Origin of the sequence: Streptomyces sp. NPDC085866 (assembly GCF_044541035.1) — a bacterium.
Lineage (GTDB): Bacteria > Actinomycetota > Actinomycetes > Streptomycetales > Streptomycetaceae > Streptomyces.
The window spans coordinates 57,095-72,206 of record NZ_JBITSQ010000032.1 but is presented as its reverse complement, the minus strand read 5'-3'; the positions used below and the strand labels follow the sequence as shown (position 1 = coordinate 72,206).

Annotated in this window: 13 protein-coding genes and 1 pseudogene; 5 read left to right on the top strand and 9 right to left on the bottom strand. The window is 69.1% G+C overall.

Annotated features, from left to right (window positions below; translation table 11 throughout):
- A pseudogene (locus ACIF83_RS45160) lies at positions 1 to 100 on the top strand (IS481 family transposase); the annotation flags it as partial.
- A gap of 232 nt (positions 101 to 332) precedes the next feature.
- On the opposite strand, the gene ACIF83_RS45155 reads toward ACIF83_RS45160, so the two are convergent.
- Positions 333 to 794, bottom strand: coding sequence for a hypothetical protein (locus ACIF83_RS45155; RefSeq protein WP_399736384.1), 462 nt, complete (start codon positions 792 to 794; stop codon positions 333 to 335).
- 753 nt (positions 795 to 1,547) lie between these two features.
- On the opposite strand from ACIF83_RS45155, the gene ACIF83_RS45150 reads away from it, so the two are divergent.
- Positions 1,548 to 2,033, top strand: coding sequence for a DUF4265 domain-containing protein (locus tag ACIF83_RS45150; RefSeq protein ID WP_399736381.1), 486 nt, complete (start codon positions 1,548 to 1,550; stop codon positions 2,031 to 2,033).
- A gap of 282 nt (positions 2,034 to 2,315) precedes the next feature.
- On the opposite strand, the gene ACIF83_RS45145 is transcribed toward ACIF83_RS45150, so the two are convergent.
- Positions 2,316 to 2,672 carry a MerR family transcriptional regulator gene (locus tag ACIF83_RS45145; protein ID WP_399736378.1) on the bottom strand — a complete coding sequence of 119 codons (357 nt, stop codon included), beginning with the start codon at positions 2,670 to 2,672 and terminating at the stop codon, positions 2,316 to 2,318.
- 93 nt (positions 2,673 to 2,765) lie between these two features.
- Between ACIF83_RS45145 and ACIF83_RS45140 the strand changes: the two genes are divergently transcribed.
- Complete coding sequence (locus ACIF83_RS45140; protein ID WP_399736375.1) at positions 2,766 to 3,557, top strand: amidohydrolase family protein; 792 nt, start codon at positions 2,766 to 2,768, stop codon at positions 3,555 to 3,557.
- Between the two features lie 284 nt (positions 3,558 to 3,841).
- Here the strand turns inward: ACIF83_RS45140 and ACIF83_RS45135 are convergent, their stop codons facing one another.
- Positions 3,842 to 4,528 carry a phosphotransferase gene (locus ACIF83_RS45135; RefSeq protein WP_399736372.1) on the bottom strand — a complete coding sequence of 229 codons (687 nt, stop codon included), beginning with the start codon at positions 4,526 to 4,528 and terminating at the stop codon, positions 3,842 to 3,844.
- Between the two features lie 499 nt (positions 4,529 to 5,027).
- Between ACIF83_RS45135 and ACIF83_RS45130 the strand changes: the two genes are divergently transcribed.
- Positions 5,028 to 5,990 carry a lytic polysaccharide monooxygenase gene (locus ACIF83_RS45130; protein WP_399736402.1) on the top strand — a complete coding sequence of 321 codons (963 nt, stop codon included), beginning with the start codon at positions 5,028 to 5,030 and terminating at the stop codon, positions 5,988 to 5,990.
- 55 nt (positions 5,991 to 6,045) lie between these two features.
- Here ACIF83_RS45130 and ACIF83_RS45125 read toward each other — a convergent pair whose 3' ends face one another.
- Both ACIF83_RS45125 and ACIF83_RS45120 read right to left on the bottom strand, forming a co-directional pair.
- Positions 6,046 to 6,909, bottom strand: a complete 864-nt coding sequence (locus tag ACIF83_RS45125) for an esterase/lipase family protein (protein WP_399736370.1) — start codon at positions 6,907 to 6,909, stop codon at positions 6,046 to 6,048.
- A gap of 170 nt (positions 6,910 to 7,079) precedes the next feature.
- A complete protein-coding gene (locus tag ACIF83_RS45120; protein WP_393476437.1) occupies positions 7,080 to 7,526 on the bottom strand; it encodes a MarR family winged helix-turn-helix transcriptional regulator in 447 nt (148 codons plus the stop codon).
- 85 nt (positions 7,527 to 7,611) lie between these two features.
- On the opposite strand from ACIF83_RS45120, the gene ACIF83_RS45115 reads away from it, so the two are divergent.
- On the top strand, positions 7,612 to 7,986 hold the full coding sequence (locus ACIF83_RS45115; protein ID WP_399736365.1) for a cupin domain-containing protein: 375 nt from the start codon (positions 7,612 to 7,614) through the stop codon (positions 7,984 to 7,986).
- A 17-nt stretch (positions 7,987 to 8,003) separates the two neighbouring features.
- Here the strand turns inward: ACIF83_RS45115 and ACIF83_RS45110 are convergent, their stop codons facing one another.
- From ACIF83_RS45110 to ACIF83_RS45095, 4 genes are all read right to left on the bottom strand, one after another.
- Positions 8,004 to 8,978, bottom strand: coding sequence for a DNA polymerase thumb domain-containing protein (locus tag ACIF83_RS45110; RefSeq protein WP_399736362.1), 975 nt, complete (start codon positions 8,976 to 8,978; stop codon positions 8,004 to 8,006).
- A complete protein-coding gene (locus ACIF83_RS45105; RefSeq protein WP_399736360.1) occupies positions 8,975 to 12,415 on the bottom strand; it encodes a DNA polymerase III subunit alpha in 3,441 nt (1,146 codons plus the stop codon). The genes ACIF83_RS45110 and ACIF83_RS45105 overlap by 4 nt, the downstream gene beginning before the upstream one ends.
- Before the next feature lie 300 nt (positions 12,416 to 12,715).
- Positions 12,716 to 13,798: a S1 family peptidase gene (locus ACIF83_RS45100; protein WP_399736357.1), complete on the bottom strand. Its 1,083-nt coding sequence runs from the start codon at positions 13,796 to 13,798 to the stop codon at positions 12,716 to 12,718.
- Positions 13,799 to 14,117: 319 nt separating this feature from the next.
- Positions 14,118 to 15,017 carry a S1 family peptidase gene (locus ACIF83_RS45095; protein ID WP_393476451.1) on the bottom strand — a complete coding sequence of 300 codons (900 nt, stop codon included), beginning with the start codon at positions 15,015 to 15,017 and terminating at the stop codon, positions 14,118 to 14,120.
- Positions 15,018 to 15,112: the final 95 nt, after the last annotated feature.

Below are 15,112 nucleotides of genomic sequence, written 5' to 3'. Positions count from 1 at the left end.
AGACTTCCTCCACACCTACAACCACCACCGCTGCCACACCGCACTGGACGGCAAGCCACCCATCAGCCGCGTCAACAACGTCCCGGGTCAATACAGCTAGACCGTGCGGGGAACCACGGGGGATGGCGGGGACGAGGCCACCGGTCAGTCAAGCCCCGAGGCCGCTCCGCCGCAGTTGAGCCAAGCAGCCGCCTACCGGAAACCTAAGCCTCCCAAGCTAGGGCTCTTTGCTCTGCTCAACGTAAGGGCAGAAGCTGGTGGACCAGTGGCGGCGGTGCAAGGAGTTGGAGGCATGAGCACTTAACTTCGTTTGTAGTGCTTCACTTTCGGGGTCAGGAGCGAACGACGCGACCGACGGTGTCAACCACACTGCTCGCAGCGGTTCGGACCCGCGCAGGCCGGGTGGCCAGGTCTTCCTCATCAGCGGCGTAGTGCAATGTGGATGAGGCGTCAGCTAGTTCGGCAAGTCGCTCGCGTATTCCATCGTTGTCGGTGAGCAGCTGGACTTCGGCCAAAGCCGCTACCAGCCCTGAGCGAGCCTCCAGCGCGGCAGCCGCTGCTGCATCCCTCTCGGGGAGAGGAGCGTCCCGTTTCCCCCACCGATCGTACTGGAGACGCCGGAATACAGTCTCGTAGGCAAGTAAGCGAGCAGTCGCTTGGCGCAGCTCGCGACGGGTCTCAGCGCTGAGAACAGCTGCGTGGGCTCGTGCGGCAGCACGGGACTGCAGGATGTGCGAGACCACTACGCCCAGCAGAGTTCCGAAGACTGCGACAATCCCGGCCAGGGACTCCATGTCGTACCTCCCTCACAGCAGACGTCCTTACCTGCCCAGCACAGCGACTGTCCATGGGTCCCTCTCTCGCTCAGTAGCGTCCTCATCGGGCGCGGCCCGACGTCGTGAGAAGGCTCCACGGAACCCTGCACCACAAGCGCACCAGATGGCTCGGGGAGCAGCGGGGAACGACGGTGAATGGGACGACGTGCGGCTGGCCACGCTTAGCGCCGTTCGGCCTGGTCAAGCGTCCGATCAAGGCTCAGAGATCGCAGCTTCCCAAGCTGATGGCTCGGTGCCGGCCTTGACTCGATCGGTGGGCGCTGATCGGCTTGGCCCATGGCCGTGGACCCCAGCGAGTACGACAAGGCAATGCCGATCGTGGCAGCCCACCTCGCCAAGATCGAGCGGGCGGTTAGCCGGACCCGCGCCTCACATGCAGGGCAGCCGTTCGCAGCGGTCCATCAGGCACTTGCCGAAGCACTGCAGGACGAGGGCGCCCAACATGTCGTTCCCCAGGTCGTTGAGGAGCTGGCGCGCCAAATCTCTGGGGCAGTTACCGGGCCCTCAGGAGCTGTGGAGTGAGTGTCTAACTGCGTGACAACGCCCGCGCACAGCGGTGGACACCCACGGACGCCCATGGACGGTAGCCGCAGGTGGAGCCATGCCATGGCCCGCGGTGGAGCGCCTGCTCAAGTTGCTTCGGGACGAAAAGGTCACCATCCAAAGCGGCCCCCTCGCGACGGCTCGTTTGATGCGTGCATCCTGGGCGGCATGACGAATCCCGGCGGCCCGTACGTGAAGGTGCACTTCCGGCTTGAGATAGAGGACGACTGGCCTCCGGCGTCGGTGGAGAGCCTGTGGGCCGTCGACGAGGGAGACGGCACCGCACGGCTCGACAACATCCCCTGGTTCGTCCGAGGCATCGCCTGCGGGGACGTCGTGACCACAGAACCCGACGAGGACGGGTTGCGATGGGCCGGCGAGGTGGTTCGGCGTTCGGAGAACTGCACCATCCGCCTCATCGTGTTCCGTGACGGCGGTTCGGGCCCGGCACGGCAGAGCGTGATCAACGCGTTTCAGCAACTTGGCGTCGACGGCGAGGGCATAGAACGGTTCGGCATGGTGGCCCTGGACGTCCCGCCCACCGCTGATCTCGCCAAGGTGCAGAGGCTGCTCAACCATGGCGTAGCCGAGGAGTGGTGGGACATGGAAGAGGGGTGCATCACAGCTCAGTGGCGGGCCGCTTCGGTCGGCTGACGTCGGTCAGGTTGGCCCTGGCTGGGCCGTCCCTGGGCCGTCCGAGGCTGATCCGCAGCGACCAACAACGACCAATGACGACCCCTGGGCCACGGCGGATCAGTGTCCCCACCTGCACAGTCCCAGCGTCTCAAGATCCCCGACAAGACCCAGGGCAAGAAGAAGTAAGCGGGCACGAATATGTCCCTACCTGAATACGTGGCGTCGCTCAGCACCAGCACCTCGCCCGGAGTCGGCACGCCAGGACATAGGCATCGGCCGTCCTCACGATGTCTTCGCCGTTCAGCCGCTGCGCTCCTCTGCGACGGCGATCGTCCGGCGCAGCAGTTCTCGGGCCGCCGCCAGGCTGGCGGCGCGACGGTCCAAGTCGTTCAGTTGGGCACGCAGCTGGTCGAGGACACCAGGGCACGGGCGCAAGGTGGTGCCGTCGGCAGTGCAGGGGAGGACCCGGCGAATGATGCGTGTGGGAAGGCTGGCGGCGAGCAGGGCGCGGATCTGGCGCACGGTTTCGACGGTTTCCTCGGCGTAGTCGCGATAGCCGTTCGCGCGTCGTTCCGACCGGATCAACTCGACGCGCTCGTAGTAACGCAGGAGGCGTTCGCTGACTCCCGTGCGGCGTGAGAGCTCCCCGATCAGCATGTCTGCCCTTCCACTTGACCTTCCAACTGTGTCAGGGCGCAACGCTGCTCGGGCCGGTCGCATTCCGGGCCGGCCACCTCGCACAGGGAGAAAATGATGATCATTGACGCGCACAGTCATGTCCACGACCCGGTTGAGGATCACATCGCGCTGCTGGACGACGCCGGAGTGGATCGCGCAGTCCTCTTCAGTACACGGCCGCACCCGGAACGGGCCACGGACCTGAAGATGTTGCGTCGCGAGATGGCTGTTCTGGATAAGGCGATCGGGGGCCGGGCGAACGGGGTCGAGGGGTACCGGACCGCGTGGCGAGAGCTGGATACGGTACTGGCCGCCTACCCTCACCGTTTCATCGGCTTCAGGAGTGTGCCGCTGGACCTGCCGGCAGATCGGATCGCCGAGATAATCGACCGGGACGTGGTCGGGCACGGCCTGCGAGGAATCGGGGAATTGACACCACCTCCCGGACGGGCAGACCTCATCGAGCCGGTGTTGCGAGCGGCGGCGGACCACGGCGACCTGCCCGTGGTCGTTCACGGATTCGCACCGACCACGGCGGACGACCTGCGGACTCTGGCCCGTCTGGCGGCCGGGTATCCGACCGTGCCCCTGGTGATCAGCCAACTAGGGGGGCTGAACTGGATGGACGCGATCGAGTTGGTCCGGGATACCCCCAGCATGTTCCTGGAACTGTCGACGGCCCACCTGATCTTTGCCGTCCGGCTGGCCATCAAGGAGCTCCCGGACCGGACCCTCTTCGGCTCAGACGCCCCCTACGGAGACCCGGTCCTCACTCGCGCGACCGTCGAGCGCGTCACCACACCAGGTGAGGTACGGGACATGGTGCTGGGAGGAACGGCCGCCCGGCTCCTCCAGCTCACCTGAGGACTGTCCCGCACGAGGCAGCGCCACGTCGTCCAGAGCCGCCCTCAGCCGTATCCCTCGGCACGGCGGTGGTTGCTGTACAGCAGCGAAGTACAGCAACCACCGCGACCGCAGCCGACCGTCAGAAGCCGTCGATGGTCGGCTGACCAGCCCACCAGACCTCAATGACCACCCAGCCGAGAGTTCGGGGCGAAGAGGTCGTGCCAGACGCGTGCCAGATCAAGCGGAGAACACCGGGGACCGGGTCAGTGGCCAGCAGGACGCGGACATCACTCCGCCGCAGTTCAACAGCGCAACCGGCCTTGGAGCACGCAAGCTTCCCTAGCCGATGTCAGCCGCTGGCCTGCCGTTCGTCCGGGCTGCGGCGCTGGGGCGCCGGTCCCGGTGTCGCCGTGGATCACGCCGAAGGGCAGGACGAAGTCCAACCGGTCGTACTCCTTGGCGAGCTTGGCCGCCCGCTCCTCCAGGAAGGACCGGTCCTCTGCCGAGACAGCAGTCAGGCCGTCCAGCGAGGCCGACAGCTTGGCCAGAGGGTCGAAGTACGGGAGGTGCAGCGACTCCGGTTCTTCGAGCCAGTGGAACCGGCGGAGCAGGTCGGCCAGTTCGCCGACCGTCGCGTACTCCTCGCGCTCCTGGACGCTTTCCCAGAAGGTCACCGCCAGGCCGCGCACGACGAGGGGTTGAGCGATGCCGACCACCAGGCGTATGGCCGGGAAGTCGACTGTCTCCAGCCATCGGGCGACGCCCACGACGCACTCCATCTCGGCGAGAACGGCCGGGTCACGTGCGATGCGGACGATGATCGGTAAGGACGCCAGCCGGTACACCGCATTGGATCCCAGACGCAGCAGCTCTGCCCCGGTCGAGTCCAGTCCGGCCGTCTCGCACGCCTCGCGGAGAACGACTTCCATACCCTCCGCCGTGAACTCCGTACCGCCGTCGTGCGCTGCCCCGCCGCTGCCCGAGATCATGCCTCCGACCATACGGCGCAGCTCCAGCACCGGGCAGGGCGTCCGCGTAATGGGGGAGTAATGATCTTGGTCAGGATCGACTCCTCGCACCGCTCCCCCGCAGGTCAGAGCCCTCGGAGGTCCTCGCCCTCACCTGGCCTCCAGAGCCGTGTGCGCGGCCTCGAATCCCGGCGAGGCAAGAGGTGAGGCGGCAGTGTCGGGAGCCAGACCGGGAGCCAACTGAGGCGTCCGGCTGCGGACGAACACGGACTGCCACGGACGGCGACACTGCTCGGGAGCAGGTGACATGAGGCTCCCCGCCCCTCCTTCCTGAGCCCCCAGTTAGCCCCGCCTTAACGGGACCATAAGGATCTCCATCACCGGCCCCCAACAGGCGATTTCACGGTTTCTTGGGGCTAGCTTCTGATCGCCCCCCACGGGATTCACCCCACCCCCCGAGGACCGTTCCGAGGAGTTCCCCATGTCCTTCCCCAAGCTCTCAACTTCGTTCGAGCAGGGGATGCCCCAACGCCGTAAGGCCGCCGTCGTCGCCGCCCTCGGCAGCACCGCGCTCGCGCTGTCCTGCGCGCCCGCCTCCGCGCACGGTTCGATGGGCGACCCGGTCAGCAGGGTGTCGCAGTGCTACGCGGAGGGACCGGAGAACCCCAGGTCGGCCGCGTGCAAGGCCGCGGTCGAGGCGGGCGGTACGCAGGCGCTGTACGACTGGAACGGCATCCGCATCGGCGACGCCGCCGGACGGCACCAGGAGCTGATCCCGGACGGCAAGCTGTGCAGCGCGAACAACGAGGAGTTCAAGGGGCTGGACCTGGCCCGCACGGACTGGCCGGCGACGAGTGTGCGCAGCGGGTCGTACACCTTCAAGTACCGTGTGACCGCCGCGCACAAGGGCACCTTCAAGGTCTACGTCACCAAGCCCGGCTACGACCCGTCGAAGGCGCTGGCCTGGGGAGACCTGGACCTGGAGCACCCGGTCGCGACGGCCACCGACCCGGTACCCTCGGGCGGCTTCTACACCTTCTCGGGCACCCTTCCCGAGCGCTCGGGCAAGCAGCTGCTGTACGCGGTCTGGCAGCGGTCGGACAGCCCGGAGGCCTTCTACTCCTGCTCCGACGTCGACTTCGGCGGTGGTCCGGCGGGCGGCACCACCCCCGCTCCGAGCGCCTCCGCGCCCTCCGACGAGCAGATCGCGGACGGTGCCGACAAATCGACGATCGAGCACCACGGGCACGGGGACGACGACCCGAGCACGTCCGCGGAGCCGGCCACCGCGGCCCCGGCGGCACCGGCGGCCCCGGCCAACGAGCCGAAGGCCGCCGGGACTTCGGAGAACCTCGCCGAGACCGGTGCCTCCACCGGCACCACGTACGTGGCGATCGGCGGTGCGGCGGCGCTGGCGCTGGGTTCGGCTGCGCTGTTCATGTCGGTGCGACGGCGTGCCACGGGCGGCCGGCACGGGCGGTGATCCAGGACTCCGGGGCCTGTCCGGCGGCTCAGGTCGGACAGGCCCCGGCGACGCGTCAGCTGAAGGCCGACGCGCAGGTGGTGGCCTTGGCGTGGGCCGGGTCGAGGGCGTTGGCCACCTCGTGGAAGGCGATCCGGTCGAAGAGTCCGATCGCCACGTGCTCGGAGAGGTCGAGCGGGCACAGGTCCTGGAGCAGGACGTTGTGGACGTCCGAGCCGCTCAGGTACTGGTCGCGCCAGGGCGTGGCCACCTCGTCGTACTTGGTGGCGATGACCGTGTAGTGCACTCCGGGGACGGTGTCGCCGCCCGCGTTGAGCTTGGTGAGGAAGGCGGAGCCGGCGATCTGGTCGGCGAGGCCGGGGGTGGTGGCCTTGATCAGGTCCTCGGCGCCGGGGAAGTACGGCAGCAGGTTGGTGAGGCCGTCCAGGTCGGTTCCGTGGTTGTCGGGGGCGAGGCCGACGAGGGAGTTCACCTTCGCGGATCCGCCGAGGAACTTCAGGTAGTAGCGGGGCATCATGCCGCCCTGGGAGTGCCCGACCAGGTCGGCCTTGCCGGCCCCGGTCGCGGAGAGCACCTTGTCGACGAAGCCAGACAGCTGCTCGGCCGACTTGTCGATGGGGCCGAGACCGTAGAAGAGCGGGACTCCGGGCAGTTGGCCGTAGTCGAGGGAGTAGACGCAGTATCCGCGGGTCTTCAGATACGGTGCGAGGGACAGCCAGTTGTCGATGGAGTTGCCCAGGGTGCCGTGGACCAGGATCACCGGGCGGGGATGGTCGGCGGAGGGCTTGCAGGAGTAGTCGTTCCAGCCGCTGCTGGGAGCGGCGTCGGCGGCGTGGGCGGTGGCGGCGGGAACGGCGGCCACGGCGGCGGTCAGGAGCAGCGCTGCGAGGGGTCTGAACACTCGCTTCCAGGGCAGCATCGGGTGATCTCCTTGCGGCTCAAGGGAGGTGCGACGGCCTAACCCTGTGATCCGGATCACGAGGATGCTGTTCACTCGTCAAGTTACGGGCGAGTAGTGCAGCTGTGAAGTTACGCGTCAGTAAAAACTTCCAGTGATAACCAGAGGCTCGTTCGGCAGCCCCCGAACCGTCACCAGGCAGGCCTGATCGGACCGTAGGGCGCGATCCGCGTCAAACGCTCCCGCAACGCCCGCACTTCACCCTCGCCCAGCAGTTCGACCCACGCGCCCACGACCTCGGCGGCCGCCTCCTCCGCGGCCCGGGTGCAGGCCCAGCCCTGCTCGGTGAGCACGACGAGCCGGGCCCGCGCGTCCTCGGGATGCGGGCGCCGCTCGACGTACCCCTTGCGTACGATCTCGTCCACCAGCTGACTGGCGGCCTGCTTGGTCACCCCGAGGTGTGCGGCGAGGTCGGTGACGGTGGCACCGTCGGGCGCGAGTCGCGCGAAGGCGAAGCCGTGGGCCGGTCGGAGGTCCGTGAAGCCGCGGGCCACGACCCCGTCATGGATGCGTTGCGTGAGGTCGCCCGCGACGGCGAGCAGGGCGGCGGACAGGGCCATGGCTTCGGAGTTCTGCACGCAGGCATTGAAACACCCTTGACGGATCGGTCAAGCAGGTTGACCATATAGTCAAGCTACTTGACCACATGAAACGGAGATCACCGTGCCAGTCGTCCGCTCGTCCGAGGCCGTGACCCATGAGATCCACGGCGCCCGCTTCGTCTCGTACGCAACCCCCCTGACCGGGAGCAAGGAACTGTGCGCCTGGCGGGGCGAGATCCCCGCGGGGACCAGGGCACCCGCCCACACCGTCAACCGGGAGGAGATCTTCCACCTGCTCATCGGCGAACTGCTGATCACCCTCGACGGCCGCACCGAACGGATCTCCGCCGGCGACACGGTGATCGTCAACCCCGGCGCGACCCTGGCCGTGGAGAACCCCACCGACCACACCGCGGTCTCCTGGGTCACCACCTCCGTCGGCCTCACGGCGGAGCTGGCCGACGGCACGGTCCTCACCCCGCCGTGGGCCAACTGACGCCACTGGAGCCGGGGTTACGCCGCCAGCGCCCCCGGCATCACCGCCCGTGGCCCGAACTTCGCCCGGGCCCGGTCCGCGACCTCCTCGATGCGGCGGACCCTCTCGTCCACGGGGTCGAAGGTGAGCTGGTAGGAGGCCTGGTCTGCAGGGGCCAACCCCTCGGCGCGCAGGGTGAGCGCGCGGACCCGGGCGCGCTGGAGGCCGAGCGCCTCGTACATGCCGTAGGCCGTCCTCGTCAGGGACGCCGAGTGTGCGGTCGGTTCCTTGAGGGTGCGACTGCGGGTGGTCGAGGAGCGGTCGGCGTAGCGCACGGTGAGGGTCAGGGTGCGGCAGACCTTCTCCACCACACGCAGCCGGGCCCCGAGTTCCTCGGCGGCGGACAGCAGCGCCGTGCGGTGCCGGCCGGGGTCCAACTCGTCGAGATCGAAGGAGCGGTCGGCGGCGAGGGATCGGGAGACGGCGTTCGGTACGACCCGGCCGCGGTCGATGCCGCTCGCCTTCTCGCGCAGCTCGCGCCCCGCCTTCGCGCCGATCAGCCGCTGCAGCGTGGACAGGGGCGCGGCGGCGACCAGACCCAGCGTGTCCAGGCCGTACTCGCACAGGGTGCGGGCGGTCGCCGTACCGACGCCGGGCAGCGCGGACACGGGCCGCTCGGCAAGGAACTCCGCGATTGCGTCCGGCTCCTCGGGCACGGCACAGGTCACCCCGGGACGGGCGTCGCGCAGCGCCACACGGGCCAGCATCGGCCCCGGTCCGGCACCGATCACACAGTCGACGCCGTGCAGCGCGAGGGCCCGGACCCGGATCACCGAGGCCAGCTCCACAGCGCTGCGCCCGAAGTACCGCTCGGCACCCCGGAGATCGGCCAGCGCCCCGTCCGGGGGCAGGGCCTCCACGACCGGGGTGAACTCCTCCAGCAGCCCGAGCAGCCCGGGCAGGGCCGCCTCGTACATCGGCGGCAGCTGGAAACGTACGCAGAGAATGGTCATCCCGCACTCCCCGGACTCTGGTGCCAGAACTTCCGTACCGTTGAGGGCCCTTGTGAGGCCTCCTGACCCGCGGGCCGCAGGTCGGCCCACGGATGCATCTCGTACCCGGTCGGCAGATGGATCCGGCGGCCACCCGTCGGGTCCTCCTCGTCCACGCCTTCCCGAACGGGCGCCGCCAGCCGGGCGGCCACCTCGTCGAGACCGCCCTCGGTGCGCAGTTCGACCAGTTCGGCGAGGTTCCAGGCGGCGGAGCCCACCACGCTCAGACTGCGCGGGCCTCGCCGCTGCACCACCCCGCGCACCAGCAGCAGCCAGGAGTGGAAGACGGTGTGCGCACAGGCGTCGTGCGAGTCGTCGAAGAAGGCGAGGTCGACCAGGCCCGTGCCGTCGTCCAGCGTGCTGAAGATGACCCGCTTGCCGGACCGGATCGGCGGGGTCTGGGTGGCCGCCTTGGCGCCCGCGACCAGCACCGTCTCCCCGTGCCGGGCCTCGCGCAGCCGGCGCGCGGACACCACGCCCAGCTCCTCGAGGAACTCCCGGTGGTCGTCCATCAGATTGCGCGAGGCGTCCATGGACAGCACACCCAGCTCGGCACTGAGCCGCTCCGCCGAGGTCAGGTCGGGCAGCCCGGCCGAGGCCGTCTTCCGGCCACCAGCCAGAGGGAGCTGACCACCGCCCCCGCCCCGGGCGCCCCGGTGCAGCTCGGTCAGATGCAGCTGCAGATCCCGCCGGTTGGCGCCGAAGGCGTCCAACGCACCCACCTGCGCGAGCCGCTGGGCGAGGGGACGGCTCGGCCGCGCCCGCTCCCAGAAGTCGAGCAGCGAGGCGTACGGCTGTCCGTCCGCGATCCGCTTCGCCTCGGCCTCGCTGATGCCGTACACGTCGGAGAGCGCGAGTCGCAGCCCCCACACCTCAGATTCAGACACCAGTTCGATCCTGTGTGCCACCCCGGACACATTCACGTCCAACGGCAGGATCGGCACCCCGCGCCGCCGCGCGTCCGCCAGCAGCAGCCGCTTCGGATACATCCCGGGATCATGCGTGAGCAGCCCGGCGTAGAAGGCGGCCGGGTGATGGGCCTTCAGCCACGCCGACTGGTACGTCGGCACGGCGAAGGCGACCGCATGCGCCTTGCAGAAGCCGTACGAACCGAACGCCTCGACGATCTCCCAGGTCCGCTGAATCGTTTCCGCGTCATACCCGTTGGCCGCCGCATGCTGTGCGAACCAGACCCGGATCCGCCCCTGCGACTCCGGATCGGACAGCCCGCGCCGCACCGCGTCCGCCTCGGCCCGGCCGCAGCCGGTCATGATGTCGACGATGTGGATGATCTGCTCGTGGAAGACGACGACCCCGTACGTCTCCTTCAGCGGCCCCTCCAGATCCGGGTGCGGACAGCGGATCGGCGCCCGCCCGTGCCGCGCCTCGATGAACGGCCGCACCATGTCGGCGGCGACCGGCCCCGGCCGGAACAGCGAGATGTCGACGACCAGGTCATGAAAGGTGGCCGGCTGGAGCCGCCCCACCAGATCCCGCTGGCCGGGCGACTCGATCTGGAAGCACCCCAACGTCTCGGCGGACCGGATCAGTCGATACGTCGCCGGGTCACCCCCCTGCACGGCATCCAGATCGATCCGCTCCCCCGTCACCCGCTCCACCTCGGCGACCGCATGCGCCATGGCCGACTGCATCCGCACGCCCAGCACGTCCAGCTTGAGCAGCCCGAGGTCCTCCACGTCCTCCTTGTCGAACTGCGACATGGGGAATCCCTCGCCGCTGGTCGGCACGACCGGCGTACGGGCGAGCAGCGAGGCATCGGACAGGAGCACCCCGCACGGGTGCATGGCGATCCCACGCGGCAGGGCGTCGAGGGCTTCGACCAGCTCCCACATCCTGCCGTACCGCGCACCTTCCTGCTGAAGCTCGCTCGCCAGCTGTTTCAGCTCGGGCAGCTCCTCCAGCGCGGCACGGGCGTCCCGGGCCCGGATGTGCGGGAAGGACTTGGCGATGCGGTCGATGTCGGTGGGGTCCATGGACAGGGCGGCCCCGACATCACGAATCGCGTGCCGCACTCGGTAGGTCTCCGGCATGGCGACGGTCGCGACCCGCTCGGTGCCGAACCGGCCGATGATCGCGCGGTAGACCTCCAGCCTGCGCGCGGACTCCACGTCGATGTCGATGTCGGGCAGGGCGAGACGGCGCTTGGACAGGAAGCGCTCCATCAGCAGCCCGTGCTCGACCGGATCGGCGTGCGCGATCCCGAGCAGATGATTGACGAGGGAGCCGGCGCCTGACCCACGGGCGGCCACCCGGATCCCCATGTCCCTTACGTCATCCACCACTTGGGCAACCGTCAGAAAATAGGAGGCGAAGCCGTGATGGGCGATGATGTCCAGCTCGTCATGCATCCGCGCCCAGTACTCCCGGCGGTCGGCATAGCCGCGCAGCACCATGCCCGCGGCGGCCCGCGAGGCGAGCGCCCGCTGGGCGGTACGACGCCCGGCACCGACGAGATGCGCCTCGGGGAAATGAACGCTCCCCATACCGAGGTCGTCCTCGGGATCGACCAGACACTCGGCGGCCGTGGCCCGGGTCTGCTCCAGCAGCCGGTGAGCGGTGTCGCGCCGATAGCCGGCCGCCTCCACCACCCGCTCGGCGACCCGCAGCATGGCCTGCGCGTCCTTCAGCCAGGCCTCGCCCGAGTCCAGCTCCTTACGAGGATCGATCGGAATCAGACGGCGAGCGGCATCCAGCACGTCGGCGACCGGCCCCTGACCGGGATCGGCGTACCGAACCGCGTTACTGAGCACGGGCCGGACCCGCTGCTCGGCGGCGAAGCCGACCGTACGGGCGGCCAGCCGCAGAGAGCCGGGCCCCGTACCTTCCCGACCGTGCCAGACGGCCTCCAGACGCAGCGCGTCGCCGTAGACCTCACGCCAGGGAACGAGCAGCCTGGCGGCCCGATCGGGACGCCCCGCGGCAAGAGCGCGCCCCACATCGGAGCCAGGGCCCAGCAGCACACTCAAACCATCGCCGTGATTGCCGTCCCAGGGCAGCAAAGGCGCACCCTCGCCCTCATGCGCCGCCGTGACGATCCTGCACAGGTCGGCCCAGCCATGGGCGCCGTCCCGGGCAAGGAAGGTCACCCGGGCTGCCGACTCGTCGACAAAGGCACCTCCTCGCACCGGAGCACGCCGGCGCTCACGCCGCGCAACCACCGGATCACCCACCGCAAGATTCACACCGAACAGCGGACGGACCCCGGCCTTGGCGCACGCCTTGGCGAACCGCACCGCGCCCGCAAGGGTGTCGCGATCGGTGAGGGCGAGAGCGTCCATGCCCCGCTCCGAGGCACGCTCGGCCAGCCGCTCCGGGTGCGAGGCTCCATACCGCAGGGAAAACCCGGAGACGGTGTGCAGATGCGCGAAGCCCGGCACACGCACCTCCCGCACTCGTGAGCCCCAAACGGCTCTCGAACATCAGTTCCCACCCCCACCATACCCCCATTCCCGAACATGTGTGCGACATCCGTTCGAGCGCCTCTCACCTGCACGGATGCCACCTACGACCGGCACCCGCGCACAGCGGGAAGGGGACGTGCCGGCGCACCCCCGACCCACAACGCACGACAGGCGCGTCCCAAGCCGCAACGCACCCGAGCAGGCCGCCGCAGGCATGAAACGACGAAGCCCGCCCCACACACGGGACGGGACTTCGACGAAGCAGAAGCCGGGGTGTCAGCCGATCTGCGCCCCCGTGGCCGAGAGCGCCTCGGTGACCGGCTGGAAGAAGGTCTCCCCACCGGAGGTGCAGTCACCGCTGCCACCGGAGGTCAGCCCGATCGCGCTGCTGCCGGAGAACAGCGAGCCGCCGCTGTCACCGGGCTCGGCGCACACGTCGGTCTGGATCAGACCGCCGACCGTGCCCTCCGAGTAGTTGACGGTGGCGTTCAGTCCGGTGACCGTGCCGTCGTGCACATGGGTGGTCGAGCCGCTCCGGGTGACCTTCATACCGACGGTGGCCTCGGCCGCGCCGGTGATCTGCCGGGCGGACCCGTTGTAGAGATCGACCTCGCTCGGGTGATCCACGCCCGAGGTGTACTTGACCAGCCCGAAGTCGTTGCCCGGGAAACTGGATTGGGCGTTCTTGCCGATGACGCCGCCGGAGGAGTCCGACCAGGTGGAGATGGCCTCGGTGCAGTGCCCCGCGGTCAGGAAGTACGGCTGCCCGTCCTTGACCACGTTGAAGCCGAGCGAGCAACGCCCACCCGATCCCGTGATGGCGTCGCCACCGGCGATGAAGGCCTTGAACTCGCCCTTCGACCGCTTCAGTTCGGCCTTGGCACCGAGCCCGTCGACGACCTTGCCGAGCTTCGCCCACTCGCCCCCGGACACCGTCCTGTCCGCGGTGACGACGACCTTGTCGGTGACCGGGTCGATCGCCCACGAAGTACCGGGGATGGTGGCGTCCTTCTTCAACGTCGCGCGTGCGCGGTCGAGTTCGGCCAGCGAGTGGGCGACTACTCTGGCCTTGGCGCCGGCCGCCCGGACGGACTCGGCGGCGGTGGCATCGAGCACGTTGACGACGAGGCTCTTGGTCCGGGCGTCGTAGTAGCTGCCCGCAGCATCGGACCCGAGGTCCTTGACGAGCGCCGAGGCGAGCTTTCCGGCCGCCGGAACCGACAGAACCCGGGGCTCCGGGGCGGACTTGGCAGGTTCACTGGCGTTCGCAGTCTGGAAGGTGACACCCGCGGCGACCAGTGCGGCGACTCCCGCGCCGGTCACGGCGGCCCGCCGCCTGGGTATGCGTCGGTGCTGCAACTCACGTCCTCCTGTGGGGGTCGGCCCGGGAGGTTGTGGGGACCTCGAGGGCCGGAAGGCTGGTTGACGGGCGCCCACTCTTCCGAACCGCACAGGGAGCACACAAGGTCGACTTCAGGACGCACGCACGAAGTGGCCGCACGCTCCCGCCGACTTGGCCTGCGACGGTCACCCCAGGGAATTCGCACTGCAAACACTACGCGCGAGTAACCCATCGGCGGACAGTGACGGTTACCCCTGGCCGGAATGCAACCTTCCCCGGACAAGAACGAGCCCCCGCACGCAACCCGCGCACGGGGGCTCGCAGAGCCGGCCCGGATCAGGGAAGGGTCACACCGTAGTAGCTCAGCGCCTCGGTGACCGGCTGGAAGAACGTCGTACCGCCGGAGGTGCAGTTGCCGCTGCCGCCGGAGGTCAGACCGTAGGCCACGGTGCCCGCGTAGAGCGGACCGCCGCTGTCGCCGCCCTCGGCGCAGACCGTGGTCTGGATCAGGCCGTAGACGATGTCACCGCTGCCGTAGTTGACGGTCGCGTTCAGCGCGGTGACCCGCCCGCTGTGCGTACCGGTGGTGGAACCACGCCGGTAGACGGTCGTGCCCACGGACGGAGTGGCCGCACTGCTGATGGTCTGGTTGCCCACCGCGCTCGGGTGCGCGATCGAGGAGTTGGTGTAGCGCACCAGCGCGAAGTCGTTGCCCGGGAAGCTGTAGCCGACGTTCGTGCCCAGCGTCGTGGTGTGGCCGGAGTTGCTGTACCAGGTCGAGGCGACCTCGCCGCAGTGACCGGCGGTCAGGAAGTAGTACGTGCTGCCGCTGCGCACGTTGAAGCCGAGCGAGCAGCGGTAGGCGCCGCCGTAGATGGCGTCACCGCCGCTGATCAGTTTGTTGAACTTGCCGGACGTGTGCTTGATGGTCAGCGCGCCCGCGTTGCCGCCGGCCTGCCGCTTGATCTTGGCGATCTCGGCCTTGGAGACCGTGCTGTCGACGGTGACGACGACACGGTTGGTCTTGCTGTCCACCGCCCAGGCCGTGCCGGCGATGTCGGCCTTGAGGACGGAGTCGCTCGCCTTGGTGAGCTGGGTGGCGCTGAACGCGTGGGCGTCGCTGGCGTTCGCGGTGGGGGCGGCGAACGCAGCCGCGGCCAGGAAGCCGGTGGCCACGGCGATCAGCCGGGTCCGTCTTGCGATGCCGCTGCGGGGAGTGGTGCGCTTGATCCTCACGTTTCGTTCCCTCCCAGGGGAAGTCGGGGGCCCGCGTGGGGTCGGGGCCCGTGAGGCGCAGCCAGGGGCCGGTCCTGGGTTCCGAACACGCATGC

Excerpts from the sequence above, each read along its gene's own strand:
- ACIF83_RS45150 (WP_399736381.1), top strand. The coding sequence starts at position 1,548 with ATGACGAATCCCGGCGGCCCGTACGTGAAGGTGCACTTCCGGCTTGAG.
- ACIF83_RS45140 (WP_399736375.1), top strand. The coding sequence starts at position 2,766 with ATGATGATCATTGACGCGCACAGTCATGTCCACGACCCGGTTGAGGAT.
- ACIF83_RS45145 (WP_399736378.1), bottom strand. The coding sequence starts at position 2,672 with ATGCTGATCGGGGAGCTCTCACGCCGCACGGGAGTCAGCGAACGCCTC.
- ACIF83_RS45130 (WP_399736402.1), top strand. The coding sequence starts at position 5,028 with ATGCCCCAACGCCGTAAGGCCGCCGTCGTCGCCGCCCTCGGCAGCACC.
- ACIF83_RS45110 (WP_399736362.1), bottom strand. The coding sequence starts at position 8,978 with ATGACCATTCTCTGCGTACGTTTCCAGCTGCCGCCGATGTACGAGGCG.
- ACIF83_RS45135 (WP_399736372.1), bottom strand. The coding sequence starts at position 4,528 with ATGATCTCGGGCAGCGGCGGGGCAGCGCACGACGGCGGTACGGAGTTC.
- ACIF83_RS45125 (WP_399736370.1), bottom strand. The coding sequence starts at position 6,909 with ATGCTGCCCTGGAAGCGAGTGTTCAGACCCCTCGCAGCGCTGCTCCTG.
- ACIF83_RS45155 (WP_399736384.1), bottom strand. The coding sequence starts at position 794 with ATGGAGTCCCTGGCCGGGATTGTCGCAGTCTTCGGAACTCTGCTGGGC.